Here is a 16,406-nt window from a genome sequence, read left to right as displayed (position 1 = left end):
CCTTGTCTATGCCAAAGTAGTTTCGTCAAAGGCACTGAACTAGAAAAATCCAGAAGGAGTGTTCAACATCCAGGAGCTTTACCAGCTCCCTTGCTACTTTCGCCAAAAACTAGTACAAGACCAAGAACCACACTGCTGAGTTGTCGGCAAAAGCAGACCACAACCCCAGTCAAAGAGTAGCCCTTGATTGAAAGCAAAGCTCTAATCAGCCCTCATGAATGTGGTAAATCATAAACTGGACAAGATTCTACCCCAATGCTTTTGCGAGTGAATGTTTCCACATTTTCTTGGGCTTTCTTAGGATCATTGACCCAAGTTTTATAGAACTCAAAGGGACACTCAGCCACGCCCTTATCTCCATCACCGCTGACAAACACCCCGCTATAGCCCCGATGCATGAGTTTAAAGAGTTGGTTTTGGCTTTGATCATATTTCCTAGCGTCACGGATTTGGTGGACTGAAAGCTGAGCATATTGGATACCATTTTCCTCTTCTCCGCACTCACCTAAAGTACGTCCATCAAAGCCCACAATGCTGGAGTGCCCAAAGTAGGAATAGACCCCATCAAACCCAGCCGCATTGGCTACAGCTACATAGCATTGGTTTGCCCATGCCATGGTTTTAACCATGTTGATTTGCTGTTCTTTAGCGGGGTACATGTAGCCTTGGCAACGCACGATGAGCTCGGCCCCTTTCATGGCACAGTCGCGCCAAATTTCAGGATAATTTCCATCATCACAGATAATTAAAGAAACTTTCATACCCTTTGGCCCCTCTGTCACATAGGTTTTATCTCCAGGATACCAGCATTCTACTGGGCACCAGGGCAAAATCTTGCGGTATTTTTGCACGATTTCACCTTTGTCATTGATAAGAATCAGAGTGTTATAAGGGTTTTTGTGCGCTTGTTCGTGTTTTTCACCAGTGAGAGAAAACACTCCCCACACTTTATTTTTCCTACATGCTTCAGAAAAAATAGTGGTTTCCTCACCTGGAACGCTAACGGCTGTGTCAAACATCTCTTGCCTATCGTACATAATCCCCTGTGTGCTGTATTCGGGAAAGATGATCAAATCCAGTCCAGGTAAGCCTGTTTTGATTCCCGCAATCATCTTAGCGATATTGTGGCAATTTTCTAGCACCTCTTGCTTGGTGTGCAGCCTAGGCATTTTGTAATTCACAACCGCTACACCTACTGTATCTGGACTGCTGCTGATGTCTCCGTGTCTCATAAGAATCTCCTTATTTTTTTTAAAGTTTCAAAAACTTCGAGGCGGATTTTAGAACAACACAATAAATGATTAGCAACTTACAATTTTTAAATTTATCAGATCATCCATGGCAACTCCCACGCATGCTCTCAAAACGATTTGAGAGAGAGTTCCACACATTTACTCTCCTATCTCAAAAGCTCTGGTAGCTTGTGGGTTTTCACAATATGTGCACGCCTTTTGCAATTAGGTTGCAATGAGATACACCTTGAGCAAGAAATAGAAAAGGAATGTTAGGTCAAGGTAAAAAAACAAAATCGAAATCAAAACATAGAAACTAACCGCACGATGTAGGGTTGTTGCTGGTGACATCTACCGGATCTGTGTGAGCCAAAATATCGACCATAAGGTTTATACTAAATCCAAAAATTACGCTTCTAGCACTAGTGATCAAATCCTTGTACAAGACATTATACTCGGAGGTTTTATTCAGTTAGTCAAGCTCAAAAAAGCGCGCACTATACACTACCATACCTCCATGGATAACCATGGTACAGAACAGATTACCCTGCCAAAGACAGAGGATTGGATACAGGATACAGATAGACCAAGATCGCATAGGTGACCGATGAAACATCACAAGTTAGTATAACGCCAACCAGGGTGTAACAAATCATACAAGACTTATCTAGGCTATGACAGAACGCTGACCTGGACAACCATCAAGCATAGCTGAGGGAAACTAAGAGTGGCAAAATCCCCAAAACCTATGCCAACCCATTCTCAAGCAAGCCCCTTCCAAGCTCGATTCTAGTCTCTCTCCACCCTTCCATGCCAAAACAGCCAACATCCAATCATCCCCACTCCTAGCAATCCTAGCAATTCCATAAAGGGCCAAAGTTTGGGGTATGCATGTCCAAAAAACATACAACACAAGTCGATCACAATTCCACAGCTTGCACACAGCACCTGCGCATAGAAACCCCAAAATGCCATCCACTGTAAGGCTCTAAAGTCGCCTCTTCCACTCGTCCTTAGCACCATGGCTAAAACCCCTAACCATAACACACCCGTGCACAGCAACACGCCCCATAACACTGCTTCCAAAGTATTCATAGACATCCCTAGAGCCCAAGATATTTACATCCTAATGCAAAAGTTCACAATCGTCCGTAAGCCCTCATGATCGGCACAAAGTCTAGATTATGAAGGAATGAATAAAATCAATCAAACTCTATGAGGCTACTCCAATGTCATTTCCTTACCATGTAAGTTTGACTTGCAAGGCCTGTATAAAGATCAGACATAGCCTCGATGCGATCGATTAAAAGATTAGGTTCAGCAAAGTTTTTGTGTTCTGCACCCAGCTTTAAAGTGGTGATGACAGCTTTCTCAACATGGTAGAGATGTTCTTGCTTGTGGGTCTTAGAAATGGAAACGGACCAGACATTATGCGCCACAATGGCCTGACCATAATAAGTGCCCAAATAAAGCATGATATGCCCTTTCAACCATAAAATCGTGGCAAAAGGAGTGGCGTGTTTGATAATGTAGGCCTCTTTCTTGGAAGCAGGCATTTTATGTAGATCGATGGTGTTGCTGGCATAACGCACTTGGGCTAGAGGGTTTCTAGGCAAAAACACCCCAAAGCTTGCAAAACTATCGCGGGTGAAAGCCGAACAATCGCGATTCTGATTCATCCCACCCCAGCCATATCTTTGCCCTAGCAGGGTATCCACAACTGCCGCCATTGCTTTAGGCGTGAATTTTCTAGGGAAAGGGTTGACATACTCTCCCATAACTAAAGTTAGGGGATTCTAACTTTAGTGGAGATCGCGGCTTCAAGCAGGACAGCTCCGTTTGGAGTCTTACGTTCCCTATTCCAAAGGTTGATGCCCCAACCCCAAGGGTATTACCCCTTGATTGCACAAATATTAGCACAGCCATGCTGGTGCTAGCCTTATATCCCCATAGCTAAAGCTAGGGGCTTTACGGCGCAAATAGGTAATAGGTTTTAGCCCTTTGGTAGTCTTTATGGGTATAAGCTTCCTGAGCTAGTTGCCAGTAGTGATTGGCTTGGGTAGGGTTTGATTTGTGCGTATAGGGATGTGTAGAGGTATGGCCTGCTTCTACAGCCATGTTTGGTTGGATGATAACAAGGTTTGGAGGGGGTGTTGGAGCTGATTGTCCTAGGGTAATGGGATTTTGTGGTGTGGCTACAATGTGCGGGTGTGAGAGCTTTGCAGGGGTTCGTGCTGAGATTTTCTTTTGTGCAGAGTTTGAGATGGTAGCTTTCCGCTTGTGATCCAAGCACCCTGCACACAGCACAGCAACCACTAAGATGGTGCTTAGGAACCTCAAGAAGGGGTAAAATGCCTGCCATTTATGAAGCCCCTCATGCAAATCAAAAGCCACCTCTAACCCCCTATTTGCTGCTTAAAGAGCTCAGTAGCTCTATACCTCCCTGCCTAGACTAATCGCCTTTGACGATGGTGGTGTATTTGACGCAAAACGCCCCCCAAGGAAGCTTCCTAACTCACAACGAAACCCACTTACCTACTGTAGGGTAACTCTGTTTTTCTTAACCTGTGCTTACATCTCCGCCCTCAAGGACGGCGTTTGACATGCGTTGCAATAAACACGAGTTAAGTTCTGAAATTTCTGTACCTATGGCGCATAACCCCTGCATTTTTGCTATACTGCGCTTTTTTTAGAGGTGTGCATGCAAACTTATGGCTTGGATTATTGGGGCAAAGAGGATTTCCTGATTGAGGAAGGTTTGGTTAAAATCAACGCCGGGCGTAAACCTAGCTTGATAGACATTGTGCTAGACATGCGTGAACAGGGTTTTAAGGGGCCCCTGCTCTTGCGTTTTCCCCATTTGATTAGCAAGCAGGTGAGCAAGCTTTTTGACATGTTTTCTCAAGCGATCGCCCAGTACAACTATAGCGGGGCGTTTAAGGCGGTTTTTCCCCTAAAGGTCAATCACATGCCCCATTTTGTGCTGCCTTTAGTGGAAATTTCTAAACAATTTAAGGGTTGTTATGGCTTAGAGGCTGGGAGTAAGGCAGAGCTCATTTTAGCCATGGGCTATATTCAAGAGGGCGCGCCTATCACCGTGAATGGCTTTAAAGATAAAGAGATGATCGAGTTGGGTTTTATTGCTGCAAGCATGGGCGCAGACATCACCTTAACCATTGAGGGGCTCAACGAACTCAAAACGATCTTAGAGGTGGCGCGCGCGCGCGAGATTAGCAGCAGCAAACTCTGTCCCAAGATTGGGATTCGGGTGCGCTTACACAGCTCTGGGGTGGGAATGTGGGCTAAGAGCACAGGGATTCACGCCAAATTTGGTTTAGCTAGCACAGAACTATTAGAAGCCATGCGTCTCTTAGAAGATCACGCCCTGCTGGCTCAATTGCGCATGATTCACTTTCATATTGGTAGCCAGATTAGCGATATCACCCCTCTTAAAAAAGCCCTCAAGGAAGCGGGTAATATTTACGCCGAACTGCGTAAAATGGGGGCGTTTAACTTGGATAGCGTGAATATTGGAGGCGGGTTAGCCATCGAATATGCCCAACACAAATACCAGTGCGAGCGCAATTACACCCTAGAGGAATTTGCTGGAGATGTAGTGTTTTTGCTCAAAGAGATTGTCAAACACAAGCAAGAACTAGAACCTCATATTTTTATCGAGTCAGGGCGTTTCATCAGCGCCACGCATGCCGTGCTGGTGGCCCCTGTGTTAGAACTCTTTTCTCAGGACTATGATGAGAGTATTTTACGCCTCAAGGAGCACAACCCCCCCCTAGTGGCAGAAATGGAAGACCTCTATCACAATATCAACGCCAAAAACGCCATTGAATACTTGCATGACAGCCTAGAACACATGGAGTCCCTTTTTACCCTCTTTGATTTAGGTTATATCGATCTGCAAGATCGCAGCAATGCCGAAGTGCTAGGGCATCTCATCATCAAAAAAGCCATTGGTTTTTTAAGCCACAAAGATCACAATGACATTATTAAAATCCAAGAACAGGTACAAGAACGCTACTTGCTTAACTGCTCTTTTTTCCAAAGTTTGCCTGATTATTGGGGCTTGAAGCAGAGTTTTCCGGTCATGCCCTTGCATAAGCTAGAGAGCACACCCACCAGGAGTGCGAGTTTATGGGATATCACCTGCGATAGCGATGGAGAGATTAGCTTTAATAAGAATAAACCTCTCTTTTTGCACGATGTGAATGTGCGCGAGGAGGAGTATTTTTTAGGTTTCTTTCTAGTGGGAGCATATCAGGAGGTGCTGGGTATGCGCCATAATCTTTTCACTCACCCCACCGAGTGCTGTGTGTATGTACATGATGCAGAGGAGGCAGAACCCTATCATATTGATAATATCATGGAAGCCCAAACCATCTTAGACGCGCTAGAAGATTTGGATTACGACACCAAAGAGATCGAGCGACTCTTAAAGCAAAAGATCGAGGAGAGTGACTTATTAAACTTAGAAGAGAAACAAGAGGTGCTAGGGCGGCTGTATGTCATGTTGAGTGAAAATGGGTATTTGCGCACTTTGGCCACACAAGATTAACCTAACTGCCGAATGCATTACCACTACTCCTCATGTGTCAAAGCTCGCAAGCAAGTCATTGTGGCGGAACCTGCCCTATTGAAACGAGCGAGTCTTTTCCTGTATACTTGTGGATTGCGTGCATGAATATTGGCATAGATATCCTTTTACATACAGAAATATGTCAAGGGGATTTACCTTTAGACCTAGAGGCATGGCTTCTACCCAAGCTCTTGCCCATCATGGAGTATTTAGGCTCTAAGGGTTTTGTGGAGCTTGTCTTAGTCGATGAATCCCAGATTACCCAGCTCAATTTGGAGTTTAGAAACCTCAACAAAAGCACCGATGTGTTGAGCTTTCCTTTGACAATCCCTGCGCAAAATTTGTTAGGAAGCGTGGTGATCAATGTGGTTTTAGCCCTCCAAGAAGCCCGCACGCGTGGCCACTCCTTGCTAGATGAAATCACGCTATTATTCATCCATGGCTATTTACACCTCTTGGGCTATGATCACGAATGCGATCAGGGGGAACAACGCGCCTTAGAACAAGAGATCATCACCCATTTTAATCTACCCGCTAGTCTGATGATGCGCTCAGAGTGAGCTTGGCTTGTTGGATCGCTGCCAAATTTGCTTGCCATTTTGGGCTATAGAGCGCGTGTCGTAGGGTTTGGGGGATTTTATGTTGCCGACAAGCTTCCCTATAAACTTTAGGAAGAATTTGTAATGCGAGGGGCATGGAGCCTACAAACACATATCCTTCTAACGCGCCCACGCAATAAATGCGCGTCTTAGTCTTGATATGGGTATTGTAATGTTGACGCACGAGTTCTAAGCGCTGTTTGGCGCGCAACACATAGCCCAAGCGTTTAAGCAACATATCGATGTAGTAAAGATTTTGGGGGTTTTGCTTAAAAAGCCAAACACCTGCAACTAGTATGGTAGAGATAGGCGGGTAGAGCTGGCATTTTTCCTCATGCAAGGCTTGAAAAGAGCGCTTAAGTCCTCTGGGCATATCAAACCCTGCAAGGCGTGCCTCTAAAAACGCATCGCTAAATTTTTGTCTGAAAAGATTGCGTGTAAAACATGGATCGTAGTTGGTATGATCTGTAAAATAGCGATAGCCATTGGCATGCAAATAATCTTTAAGTGCGCGCTTAGGAGTGTAGAGAAGGGGACGCACAAGGGTATAATGCCCCCTATTTTCTAGTGTGTCAAATCCTAACAGAGTCTGCAAGCTCGCCCCCTTGGCTAATTGCATGAAAAACCATTCTAATTTGTCATTGAGATGGTGAGCGAGCAACACAAAGGCATAGCCAAATTGGGCGCTCAAGCGATCAAAAAAAGCATAACGGCATGCGCGCGCCCTAGCCTCTAGGTTGTGTGTGCCCTCTAAAGGGGCATGCCACACATGCACGCTTTTAGCGTAGCGCTTCCCTAATTCTAAGGCATACGCCACTTCTACTTGTGCCTGAGAGCGCAAGCCGTGATTCACAATCGCCAGATCGAAATCCACACCATGTTCGAGTAGGAGAAAAAATAACGCCACCGAATCCCCCCCTCCTGAAAATCCCAGCAAACATTTTGAAGCTTGAAAATACTCTATCCCTTCCAGCACTACGATCCTTTTTAGCACGATTTTACCACTCGCGCACTAAAGCCCCTAGCTTTAACTGTGGGGATATAAGGCTAGCATTAGCATGTCCATGCTAATATCCGAGCCACAATCAAGGGGTAATACCCTTGGGGTTGGGGCATCGACCTTTGGAATAGGGAACATGAGACTCCAAACGGAGCTGTTCCGCTTGAAGCCGCGATCTCCACTAAAGTTAGAATCCCCTAACTTTAGTTGTGGGGAGTATGTCAGTTAAAATCCATTAGCATAGCCCCCTGCTCTCATTCATTTAAAGCACCAAAGGAGTGGTCCTGTGTTGGCCCGTTTAGAACAATTTTTTGGTTTTGGCGCGCGCCAAACAAATCTGCGCACAGAGATCATTGCCGGTATTAGCACTTTTGTTACCATGGCTTACATTCTTGTGGTGAACCCCGCAATCTTACAAAAGGCAGGCATGGATTTTGAGGGCGTTTTTGTAGCGACCATTTTAGCCTCTGTGCTGGGCACTTTGATCATGGGGATTGTGGCTAATTATCCCATTGCCATTGCTCCAGGGATGGGCATGAACGCCTATTTTACCTTTGTGATTGTCTTGGGGATGAAAATTCCATGGCAGAGCGCGTTAGCCAGTGTTTTTATCGCCTCACTGATTTTTTTGCTCCTCTCTCTGACTAGGTTTCGTCAAGCTCTCATCAATGCCATTCCCCCCTCTTTGAAAGCCAGCATTAGCGCGGGTATTGGGCTTTTCATTGCTTTTATTGGCATGCAAAACGCCCATTTAATCAGCGCATCTAGCGCGACTTTAGTAACCTTGGGTAATTTTTCCGATCCCATCGCTTACATGTCCTTATTGGGTTTGTTTGTCAGTGTGGTGTTATTAGTCAAGCGCGTCCCTGCTGCGATTTTCTTAGGGATGCTTTTAAGCGCTCTATTCTGTGCCCTCTTGGGTAAGATCACGCTGCCAGAAACATTAATCCAATTCCCTGAGCATGCCACAAGCACCTTTTTTAAGCTGGATTTCAAAGCCTTCACCCCCGATTTACTCGCCGTGATCTTCACATTCTTTTTAATCATGCTCTTTGACACTACGGCTACTATGATCGGCATTGCACAGCAAGCCAAGTTGACCCACAATGGAGATTTTGCTAATGCCAAAAGCGCGCTCTGTGCGGACGCATTGGCAAGTACTTTTGGCGCACTAGCAGGCACTTCGCCCACCTCTGCTTATATCGAATCGGGGGCAGGAGTGAGCGTAGGTGGACGCACAGGTTTTACTTGCGTGGTGATCGCACTTTTATTTGTGGGCATGCTCTTTTTAGCCCCCTTAGCTAAGGTGCTAGCTAGTGTTCCTGCTATTACCGCCCCTGCCCTCATCATCGTGGGGTTTTTGATGATGAGTCATTTAAGCCAGATTGACTGGCACAATTTAGAAGAATCGCTTCCTGCTTTTTTTGTGTTGTTCTGGATTCCCCTCTCTTATAGCATTACAAGCGGAGTGGGGGCGGGCTTGATTCTCTACCCCTTACTTAAAATCGTCTGTGGCAAATTCAAGCAGGTGCACCCCCTACTCTACTTATTTATGATCCTTTTCATCATCCAATTTGTCCTAGAAGCCCTGCACAGCGTTCACTAGCGCGATTTGGGCGTGGTAACCAAGAATTCGCGCCTAGCACTTAAAAAGATTAAAAGCGCGCCCACTCCAAAAAGCACGCCAGAAACTCCCAAAATATACCCTAGATTCTGCCCAGAGAATGCCGCAATGAGCATGTTATTGAGGTGATAAAAGGGGGAAGAAGTGATAAAGATTTGACTCCAACTAGGCAAGGCTTGCAAGGGCATAAAGACATTAGAAGACATGATTACATAGAGGTTTAACACATTGGAGATGGCAAGCATGCTTTGGGTATTGCTGAAGTGTTTGACAACAAACAGAGCCAAGCCAGAGCAAAACACCCCAGCCAAGCTCAGTGTTAACAGACCCAAGAAAAATAACTCCACCTTCAAAAGGGGTAAAATTCCCAACACGCTGAAACTCCCCACAATAAAAAGCGCGCTAAACCCTAACACGATTGCCAAACGCGATAGGATCACTGCTAATGCAATCTCTAAATAGCTGGCCGGTGTAGCCATGTAAAAAAGAAGTGCCTTAAAAGCCCTAGAATCGCTCAAGGCTTGGGCTAGCCCAAAAATAGCCGTGGAGATGAGGGTGAGCATCACTAGACCAACTACGCTAGCAAAGCGAAACAAGGGTGAATGGGCATGCTCAAAGACCCCAATTAAAAAGGCGAGCATCAAAATGGGGTAAGCTATGGTCCAAAAAAGGGCGACATAGTTACTTAGATAGGACTTAAACTCCAACATAAAAATGGCATAAATGTGGCGCATGTGCTTCCTTTAAGTTCCCCAATGATCTAGTGCCAAAAGCAAATCTTGCGCTTTTGTAGGGCGCAAGTTAAGCCCCATGCGCTTAGTGGATAGGGGAGGTAGTTCTAGGCAGTCTTTTAAAGCTGTTGTGCCAAAGAACACATCGCGCTGGGCATCTAAACGCATTGTTAGTTGGTATTTATCCTTGAGAGTTTGTGCGATATCCTTACACTCGGTTTCATTTTCATAAGAGATTTCTAAAGCCAGATCGCCTAATAATGCCATGATCACTTTAGCCAATGTAGCATGTTGGATCACTTGCCCTTGATGCAAGCACAAGACTTTCTCACAACTCTCTAAAACACTCGCGTTATGTGTGGCGATTAAAGAGGTTTTTTTGTCCTTATTGCGTGCGCTGATTACTTCTGCTACGCGCATAATCGTGGGTTCATCTAAACTCGATTCGGGTTCATCTAAAATCAAGAGATCGGGATTATGTCCTAAACTCAAATCTAACTTCAAGCGTTGCTTCTGCCCATCTGAAAGGCTGTCATAGAGTTTAGAGAGTAAATTTTGCGAGAAGAAACCAAGTTGACAGGAGCCATGTATGCTTTGATAAAACTTGACAAGGTCCTTAGCTTTGAGCTTAGAGGGAAAGTTTAAAGAGGGCGCGCTGTAACCTAGTTTAGTGCGTAATGGCGGAGCGGTGTTAGTGTAAGCGATCCCATTAAGACTAGCCTGCACCTCAAAATCTAGGCGAAAGCCTAAGATCGCACCTAGCAGAGTGGATTTGCCCGCCCCATTGCTCCCAATAAGAGCCGTGCTAGTGTTTTCTGTGAAACTTAAATTCTCTACACTCAAGGGGTGCAGGGGCTTGAGATTTTCAGAACCACAGTAGCGTAAAGATCGGACATCAAGGCGCATCATATTCTCATTTTTTTGTCTAAAAAATCCCCGCATTCTAGCAGATATTTTTAAATTCAGTGATTAGTTTAAAAGTTGCAGAAATCTTTTGACAAATAATACAGACTAGATTATAATATGATTATTACTGTATAAAAAGGTGGTTTTTATGTTTAAAAAAGCTCTTTATGTGGCAGCTTTTTGCTCATGTGCTTTGGCTAGCACCCTAAATTTTGCAACCTCTAATAATGTCGGGCCCCTCAACCCTCATCTCTACTCACCCAATGAAATGTTTGCTCAGGCAATGGTGTATGAAGCCCTCACCAAATACGATGAACAGGGCAATATCCATCCCCATTTAGCAACAAGTTGGAAAATTGAAAATAAGGGCAAGAGGTATGTCTTTAAACTCAGGGAAGGCGTATACTTCAGCGATGGAACTAAATTTGATGCCCAAGCCGTCAAGGCAAATTTTGACGCGATTTTAAACAATTTGGATCGACACACATGGTTAGAGCTCTCCAATGTCTTAGTTAATTGCGAGGTGATCGATCCCTCCACCATTGCCCTCAATCTCAAACACCCCTATGAACCCACCCTCAGAGAACTCAGTTTGATTCGCCCCTTCCGCTTTATCTCTCCCAAAGCCCTTCTAAATGGACAAAGCAAGGATGGGATCAAGCAGGCGGTGGGCACGGGGCCCTTCAAACTAGAGAGTAGCCAGCTGGGTGTGAGCGATACCTTTGTAAAAAATGACAAGTACTGGGGGGAAAAAGCCCACTATGATAAGATTGTAGGCAAAGTGATCCCCAATCCTAATACCAAAGTGATCGCGCTTAAAACCGGTCAAATCGATCTCATTTATGCCAGTGAACAGATCCCTTTAGATGTCATCAGTGATCTGAAAAAGAACTTCAATGTCTCTCTATCCAAGCCTATTAACACTTTAGTTGTGGCCCTCAATTCGAAAAAATTCCCCACCTCAGATTTGAGCGTGCGTAAGGCCTTGAACATGGCTTTGAATAAGGAGCTCATTACAAAAAATGTCTTCTTTGACACCCAAAAGCCCGCGGGTTTCTTGTTTTCCAAAGACCTTCCTCATTGCGATATTGACTCCAAGGCTTATGACTTCAATCTCAAGGCGGCTAATGCCCTCTTACAAAAAGATGGTTGGGTGCTGCACAAAGATGGCTATCGCTATAAACATGGCAAAAAACTCAGCTTGGATTTTGTCTATGAGGGACATAATGCTGCGTTTAAATCCGTTGCAGAAATTGCCCAAGCGAGCTTTAAAAAACTCGGTGTGGCGGTGGAGCTGAAAGCTACTGAAAGTAGCATGTTTTACAAGAAACAAAAAAGTGGGGATTTTCACTTAGTCTTCAACCGCACTTGGGGTCTTCCCTACGATCCAGAGATGTTTTTAGCTTCTATGAGAACTCCCTCCCATGCGGACTATCAAGCCCAATCTGGTTTAGCCATCAAGCCTAAAATAGATGCGCAAATCTCTAAAATTCTCACTACTTTCGATTCTAAAGAAGAAGATGCGTTGATCAAAAGTGTTTTAAAAAGCCTACATGAACAGGCCGTCTATATCCCCATCTCCTATGAAACCAATATTGCTATCAGTAATAAAAAAGTGGGGGGTGTGCGGGCGTTGAACCTATCTAATATCATTCCCTTTGAACAGATGTATCCCAAGCCCTAATGCGCCAATACATTTTTAAAAGGACTTTGCTCATCATCCCGATGATCTTCATTGTGTCCTTTGTGATCTTCTTCATGCTACGACTCAATGGTACAGATGCGGCAATGAGTTATCTCAATGCCTCTAGCATCGCGCCCACCGATCAAGCTCTGCAAATGGCGCGCGCCCATTTAGGACTGGATAAGCCTCTATTAAGCCAGTATTACCTTTGGCTCAAAAACGCTGCACATGGAGATTTGGGTATTTCTTATATGAGTGGGAGAGCGGTTACGCCAGATATGATCTACTATTTCCAAAATAGCTTAAAACTCATCGCCCTAGCATTGTTGCTCACCTTTGGCTTGTCTTTGCCGATGGGCGTGCTCTCTGCAGTATTTAAAGATAAATTTGCAGATTATGCTATCCGTCTTTTCTCTTTTCTAGGTGTGTGTACCCCTAATTTTTGGTTTGGGTTTGTGCTCATTGGGTTTTTCTCTGTCAAATTGGGGTGGCTGCCCCCCTTTGGCTCTGGGGGTTTACTCCATTTGATCATGCCTGCCTTTGCCATTAGTTTTATGTCCATTGCCATTAGCGCGCGCTTGATTCGTGCCAATATGCTAGAAAACATGCACGCTAGGCATGTGAGTTACGCCAAAATGCGCGGGGTGCAAAAAACACGCCTGGTGTTGAGCCACATTCTAAGAAATGCACTTTTACCGGTGGTTACAGCGGTGGGCATGCATTTTGGGGAGTTAGTGGGCGCAGCCATTGTGGTAGAAAATGTCTTTGCCTACCCGGGCACGGGCAATTGGATCGTAGGGGCGATTCTCAATAACGATTACCCCGTGATCTTAGCCTTCATGCTCTTAATGGGAGTGATTTTCATCATCTCAAATCTCATCATCGATCTGTGCTATGTGTGGATTGATCCACGCATTCGATTGGGGTATAAATGAAGTTGCGCTATCTACCCGTGTTTTTGGCCTGTGTGATTCTGGCATTGATGTTTTTCTTAGCCCTGTTTGCGCCCTATGTTACGCATTATAAACCCGAGGAAATCGATCTTTTGGGTAAGTTCTTGCCCATGTCCAGTGAACACCTCTTAGGCACGGATCATTTAGGAAGAGACACCTTTAGCCGTCTTGTCTATGGCGCACGCATTAGTCTAAGCTGTGTGTTCTTAACCTTGCTTTTGATTATTAGTGTGGGCGGGGTGATTGGTAGCATTGCGGGTTTTGTAGGTGGGCGTTTTGATCAGATTTTAATGCGTGTGTGTGATCTCTTTTTTGCCATGCCAACTATCGTGCTCTCTTTGTTCTTGGTGGGACTCTTGGGCACGGGGTTAGTCAATATCATCATTGCGATCGCCCTGACCCACTGGGCATGGTATGCGCGCATTGTGCGCTCAATTGTGCTGAGTCTGAAAAATAAAGAATATGTGCTGGTGAGCAAAATGTGCGGAGCTTCTGGGCTAGAAAACTTCAAAAAAAACATGCTTAAACCCATTCTAGCCCAGTGTGTGATTGTGGCCACTCTGGATATTGGACATGTGATGTTGCACATTGCAGGCCTTAGTTTCTTAGGGTTGGGCGTGAAATCGCCCACGCCTGAGTGGGGCATTATGATCAGCGATGCCAAGGACTTTATTTTCACTTACCCCGAGCTCATTTATTACCCGGGCGTGGCGTTGTTTTTGTGCGTGATGAGCTTTAACATCATTGGGGATTATTTGCGCGATCGGCTAGACAGCGGGAAGGTGAGCGAAGATGCAGCATTTGAACATTAAAATCAAAATCGCCAAAGAGAAGCACCCCCTCATTGATGTAGAATTTAACCTAGAGAAGGGTGAGATTACGGCCATGTTGGGCAAGAGCGGGAGCGGGAAGAGCTTGAGTGCCGCCTCTATTTTTGGCTTTAGTCCGGCTGGCTTTGAGTGTTCTACAGAGGTCAAACTGGGCAATACACCCTATAGCAAGCGTCACTTGAGTATGATCATGCAAAACCCGCGCACGGCTTTCAATGTCTTGATGACTTTAAAAGCGCATGCGATCGAGAGCCTCAAGGTCATTGATAAATGGGACGCTTCCGGGATGGATCGCATTGAAAAAGCACTAGAAGAGGTGTGTTTAGAGCCTAGTGTTTTGGACAAATACCCTTTTGAGCTCAGTGGGGGGATGTTGCAAAGAGCGATGATCGCCCTAGCCTTGCTCAAAGAACCCGAGTTTATCATTGCCGATGAACCCACTACAGATTTAGACCTCATCACCCAGAGCAAGATTTTGGAACTCTTGTTGGAGTTGAAGACCAAAAAGCGGGTGGGTTTTTTACTCATCACCCATGATTTTGGCGTGGTCAAGCGCATTGCTGATAGTGTATTAGTGGTGAGTGAGGGGCGCATTGTGCAGAGAGGAAGTGTGCAGGAAATCTTTGAAAACCCTATCCACCCCCAAACCAAGCTACTCATAGAAGCCTATAAAAACTTTGGGAGGGGGTGGCATGCTAGCGCTTAAGGTCTCTGAACTTCATCATGACTATGAGATATTTTCTTTCTTTGGCAACAAGGGGTCTTTTAGCGTGCTTAAAGACATCTCTTTTAACCTGGAACAGGGGCGCGCGCTGGGTCTAATGGGGCTTTCTGGTTCGGGCAAAAGCACTTTGGCTAATATTTTAATGGGATTTATCAAGCCCACCAGTGCACACATAGAATTTTTTGGACAGGCGGTGAAAATGGCGACCTTGCCCCAGCGCAGGGAGTTTTATAAACAAGCCCAAATGGTGTTTCAAGACCCGATCAGCTGTGTGAACCCCTCTTTAAATGTCTATGAAGTGCTAGCCGAACCCTTAGTTAATTTACTCCACGTCAAGGGAGCAGAGCTTACCAAGCGTATCCAGCGAGCATGTGAGATGTTTCATATCTCACAAAAATACCTCCAAAAACGCGCCATTCTTTTAAGTGGGGGAGAACTAGGACGGGTGTGCTTGGCGCGCGCCTGCGTGATCGCGCCTAAATTTCTCATCTTAGACGAATCCCTCTCCTCCTTTGATTTGGTCTTGCAGCACCAGATCATCACTCTTTTAAAGGAACTCAAGAAAGACATTAGCTTTCTCTTTATCACCCATGACCTGCGCCTAGCTAAGGCTTTTTGTGATGACATTATTCTTTTGGACAAGGGTGAGATTGCCGAGCGCATTCTGCCTACTCAGTCCTTTAAAAGCCCCTTGGGACAGGATTTAACCCAAGCGGTATTGTGAAACAAACGCCTCTATCCCAAAGGCAGTATAGATATCTCTGTATTGCCAACATGCCCAACACCAACCACACACTTCAAAGCACAATAATCCTCCAAATCAAAACGCAAGGGCATGAGTAATTCGTGGAGTTTTTGATCTAGTCCACTCATACCGATCCCTTCATTAAGAACATTGCTGACTAATAGACGCTTGGCTTTGTGGCTAAATTCTAAAGCGCTTTGGGCTTGAGCAAATTCCTCTTGAAAGGGTTTTAAACGCCGATCTAAAAACTCAGTTAACATGTCCATATCTACAGGTTCAAAGATCACTCTTATAGAAAAACGGCGTAAAAATTCGCGCTTCATTCCGCATTCTATATAAATCCTCATTAGTGATTTTGGGGAATTTTTGATGGAGAGTTTTGTTATTTTTTCAAAGTTTTTCAAAATGTCCTAAGACAATAAAGAGCGTGTGATCGGTTTGTAAGGCAATGGTTTGTCCACTGGCCCTGCCTCCGTATTCAAAAGACACAATCCCCTTTTCAATCACCTTGAGCAATTCATTTTGCACTCCCTGTCTCCACTCTTTGTCATGCCAACTCCCCTGTCCTAATTTGTCAATCTCATCTAAGACCAACACCCCTCTGTTGGTTTCATTGCCTATGTAAAAGCAGCTGCATTGACAATGCAATAGGGAATGTCTAAATACTGAGTGGCCATTTCAAGTGAACCACCCACCAAAGACGACTGGACTTCTTGTTTCAACAATCCATAACTAGCTATATCCAGTATGTAGCCATACTTGATTATAACCCCCTTAGCGGGACAAG

16 protein-coding genes are annotated in these 16,406 nt (G+C 45.0%); 8 read left to right on the top strand and 8 right to left on the bottom strand.

From position 1 onward, the window contains the following. Positions 1-212: 212 nt before the first annotated feature. The 3 genes from C6H04_RS02500 to C6H04_RS02485 all read right to left on the bottom strand — a co-directional run bounded on the left by C6H04_RS02500 (position 213) and on the right by C6H04_RS02485 (position 3,010). Entirely contained in the window at positions 213-1,232 is a 1,020-nt protein-coding gene (locus C6H04_RS02500; protein WP_104732236.1) for an aliphatic amidase, read from the bottom strand. A gap of 789 nt (positions 1,233-2,021) precedes the next feature. Continuing rightward, on the bottom strand, positions 2,022-2,327 hold the full coding sequence (locus tag C6H04_RS02490; RefSeq protein WP_104696256.1) for a hypothetical protein: 306 nt from the start codon (positions 2,325-2,327) through the stop codon (positions 2,022-2,024). 137 nt (positions 2,328-2,464) lie between these two features. Next, positions 2,465-3,010 (bottom strand): NlpC/P60 family protein, encoded by a 546-nt coding sequence (locus C6H04_RS02485; protein WP_104732234.1) that lies wholly within the window; start codon positions 3,008-3,010, stop codon positions 2,465-2,467. A gap of 923 nt (positions 3,011-3,933) precedes the next feature. On the opposite strand from C6H04_RS02485, the gene speA reads away from it, so the two are divergent. Beyond that, positions 3,934-5,802 (top strand): arginine decarboxylase, encoded by a 1,869-nt coding sequence (gene speA, locus C6H04_RS02475; RefSeq protein ID WP_104732232.1) that lies wholly within the window; start codon positions 3,934-3,936, stop codon positions 5,800-5,802. Between the two features lie 221 nt (positions 5,803-6,023). Continuing rightward, a complete protein-coding gene (gene ybeY, locus C6H04_RS02470; RefSeq protein ID WP_233711829.1) occupies positions 6,024-6,383 on the top strand; it encodes an rRNA maturation RNase YbeY in 360 nt (119 codons plus the stop codon). Here ybeY and tilS read toward each other — a convergent pair. Then, on the bottom strand, positions 6,358-7,398 hold the full coding sequence (gene tilS / locus C6H04_RS02465; RefSeq protein ID WP_233711326.1) for a tRNA lysidine(34) synthetase TilS: 1,041 nt from the start codon (positions 7,396-7,398) through the stop codon (positions 6,358-6,360). The two genes, ybeY and tilS, sit on opposite strands and share 26 nt — an antisense overlap. A gap of 310 nt (positions 7,399-7,708) precedes the next feature. On the opposite strand from tilS, the gene C6H04_RS02460 reads away from it, so the two are divergent. Then, a complete protein-coding gene (locus C6H04_RS02460) occupies positions 7,709-9,028 on the top strand; it encodes an NCS2 family permease (RefSeq protein WP_233711828.1) in 1,320 nt (439 codons plus the stop codon). Here C6H04_RS02460 and C6H04_RS02455 read toward each other — a convergent pair. After that, on the bottom strand, positions 9,025-9,780 hold the full coding sequence (locus C6H04_RS02455; protein WP_104732230.1) for an ABC transporter permease: 756 nt from the start codon (positions 9,778-9,780) through the stop codon (positions 9,025-9,027). The two genes, C6H04_RS02460 and C6H04_RS02455, sit on opposite strands and share 4 nt — an antisense overlap. 9 nt (positions 9,781-9,789) lie before the next feature. Next, a complete protein-coding gene (locus C6H04_RS02450; RefSeq protein WP_104732237.1) occupies positions 9,790-10,683 on the bottom strand; it encodes an ATP-binding cassette domain-containing protein in 894 nt (297 codons plus the stop codon). 148 nt (positions 10,684-10,831) lie between these two features. On the opposite strand from C6H04_RS02450, the gene nikA reads away from it, so the two are divergent. The 5 genes from nikA to C6H04_RS07975 are packed head-to-tail and all read left to right on the top strand — an operon-like array spanning position 10,832 to position 15,598. Continuing rightward, the gene (nikA, locus tag C6H04_RS02445) at positions 10,832-12,367 is read left to right on the top strand and encodes a nickel ABC transporter substrate-binding protein (RefSeq protein ID WP_104732229.1); all 1,536 of its coding nucleotides are present in this window, start codon (positions 10,832-10,834) and stop codon (positions 12,365-12,367) included. Continuing rightward, a complete protein-coding gene (locus C6H04_RS02440) occupies positions 12,367-13,302 on the top strand; it encodes an ABC transporter permease subunit (protein ID WP_104732228.1) in 936 nt (311 codons plus the stop codon). Before nikA ends, C6H04_RS02440 begins: the two co-directional genes overlap by 1 nt. After that, on the top strand, positions 13,299-14,132 hold the full coding sequence (gene nikC / locus C6H04_RS02435; protein ID WP_233710531.1) for a nickel ABC transporter permease subunit NikC: 834 nt from the start codon (positions 13,299-13,301) through the stop codon (positions 14,130-14,132). The genes C6H04_RS02440 and nikC overlap by 4 nt, the downstream gene beginning before the upstream one ends. Further along, entirely contained in the window at positions 14,113-14,856 is a 744-nt protein-coding gene (locus C6H04_RS07980) for an ATP-binding cassette domain-containing protein (protein WP_199767070.1), read from the top strand. Before nikC ends, C6H04_RS07980 begins: the two co-directional genes overlap by 20 nt. Further along, positions 14,843-15,598 (top strand): ABC transporter ATP-binding protein, encoded by a 756-nt coding sequence (locus C6H04_RS07975; RefSeq protein WP_199766209.1) that lies wholly within the window; start codon positions 14,843-14,845, stop codon positions 15,596-15,598. Before C6H04_RS07980 ends, C6H04_RS07975 begins: the two co-directional genes overlap by 14 nt. 11 nt (positions 15,599-15,609) lie before the next feature. Here the strand turns inward: C6H04_RS07975 and C6H04_RS08085 are convergent, their stop codons facing one another. Together C6H04_RS08085 and C6H04_RS08080 are read right to left on the bottom strand one after the other, a co-directional pair. Continuing rightward, the gene (locus C6H04_RS08085; protein ID WP_233710532.1) at positions 15,610-15,942 is read right to left on the bottom strand and encodes a hypothetical protein; all 333 of its coding nucleotides are present in this window, start codon (positions 15,940-15,942) and stop codon (positions 15,610-15,612) included. A 67-nt stretch (positions 15,943-16,009) separates the two neighbouring features. Continuing rightward, positions 16,010-16,213, bottom strand: coding sequence for an AAA family ATPase (locus C6H04_RS08080; protein WP_233711827.1), 204 nt, complete (start codon positions 16,211-16,213; stop codon positions 16,010-16,012). Between the last annotated feature and the right edge of the window lie 193 nt (positions 16,214-16,406).

Origin of the sequence: Helicobacter salomonis (genome assembly GCF_900197775.1) — a bacterium.
In the GTDB taxonomy this organism is placed as follows: domain Bacteria; phylum Campylobacterota; class Campylobacteria; order Campylobacterales; family Helicobacteraceae; genus Helicobacter; species Helicobacter salomonis.
Note: the sequence above shows the minus strand (reverse complement) of the source record. Positions and strands in the feature narration are given on the sequence as shown.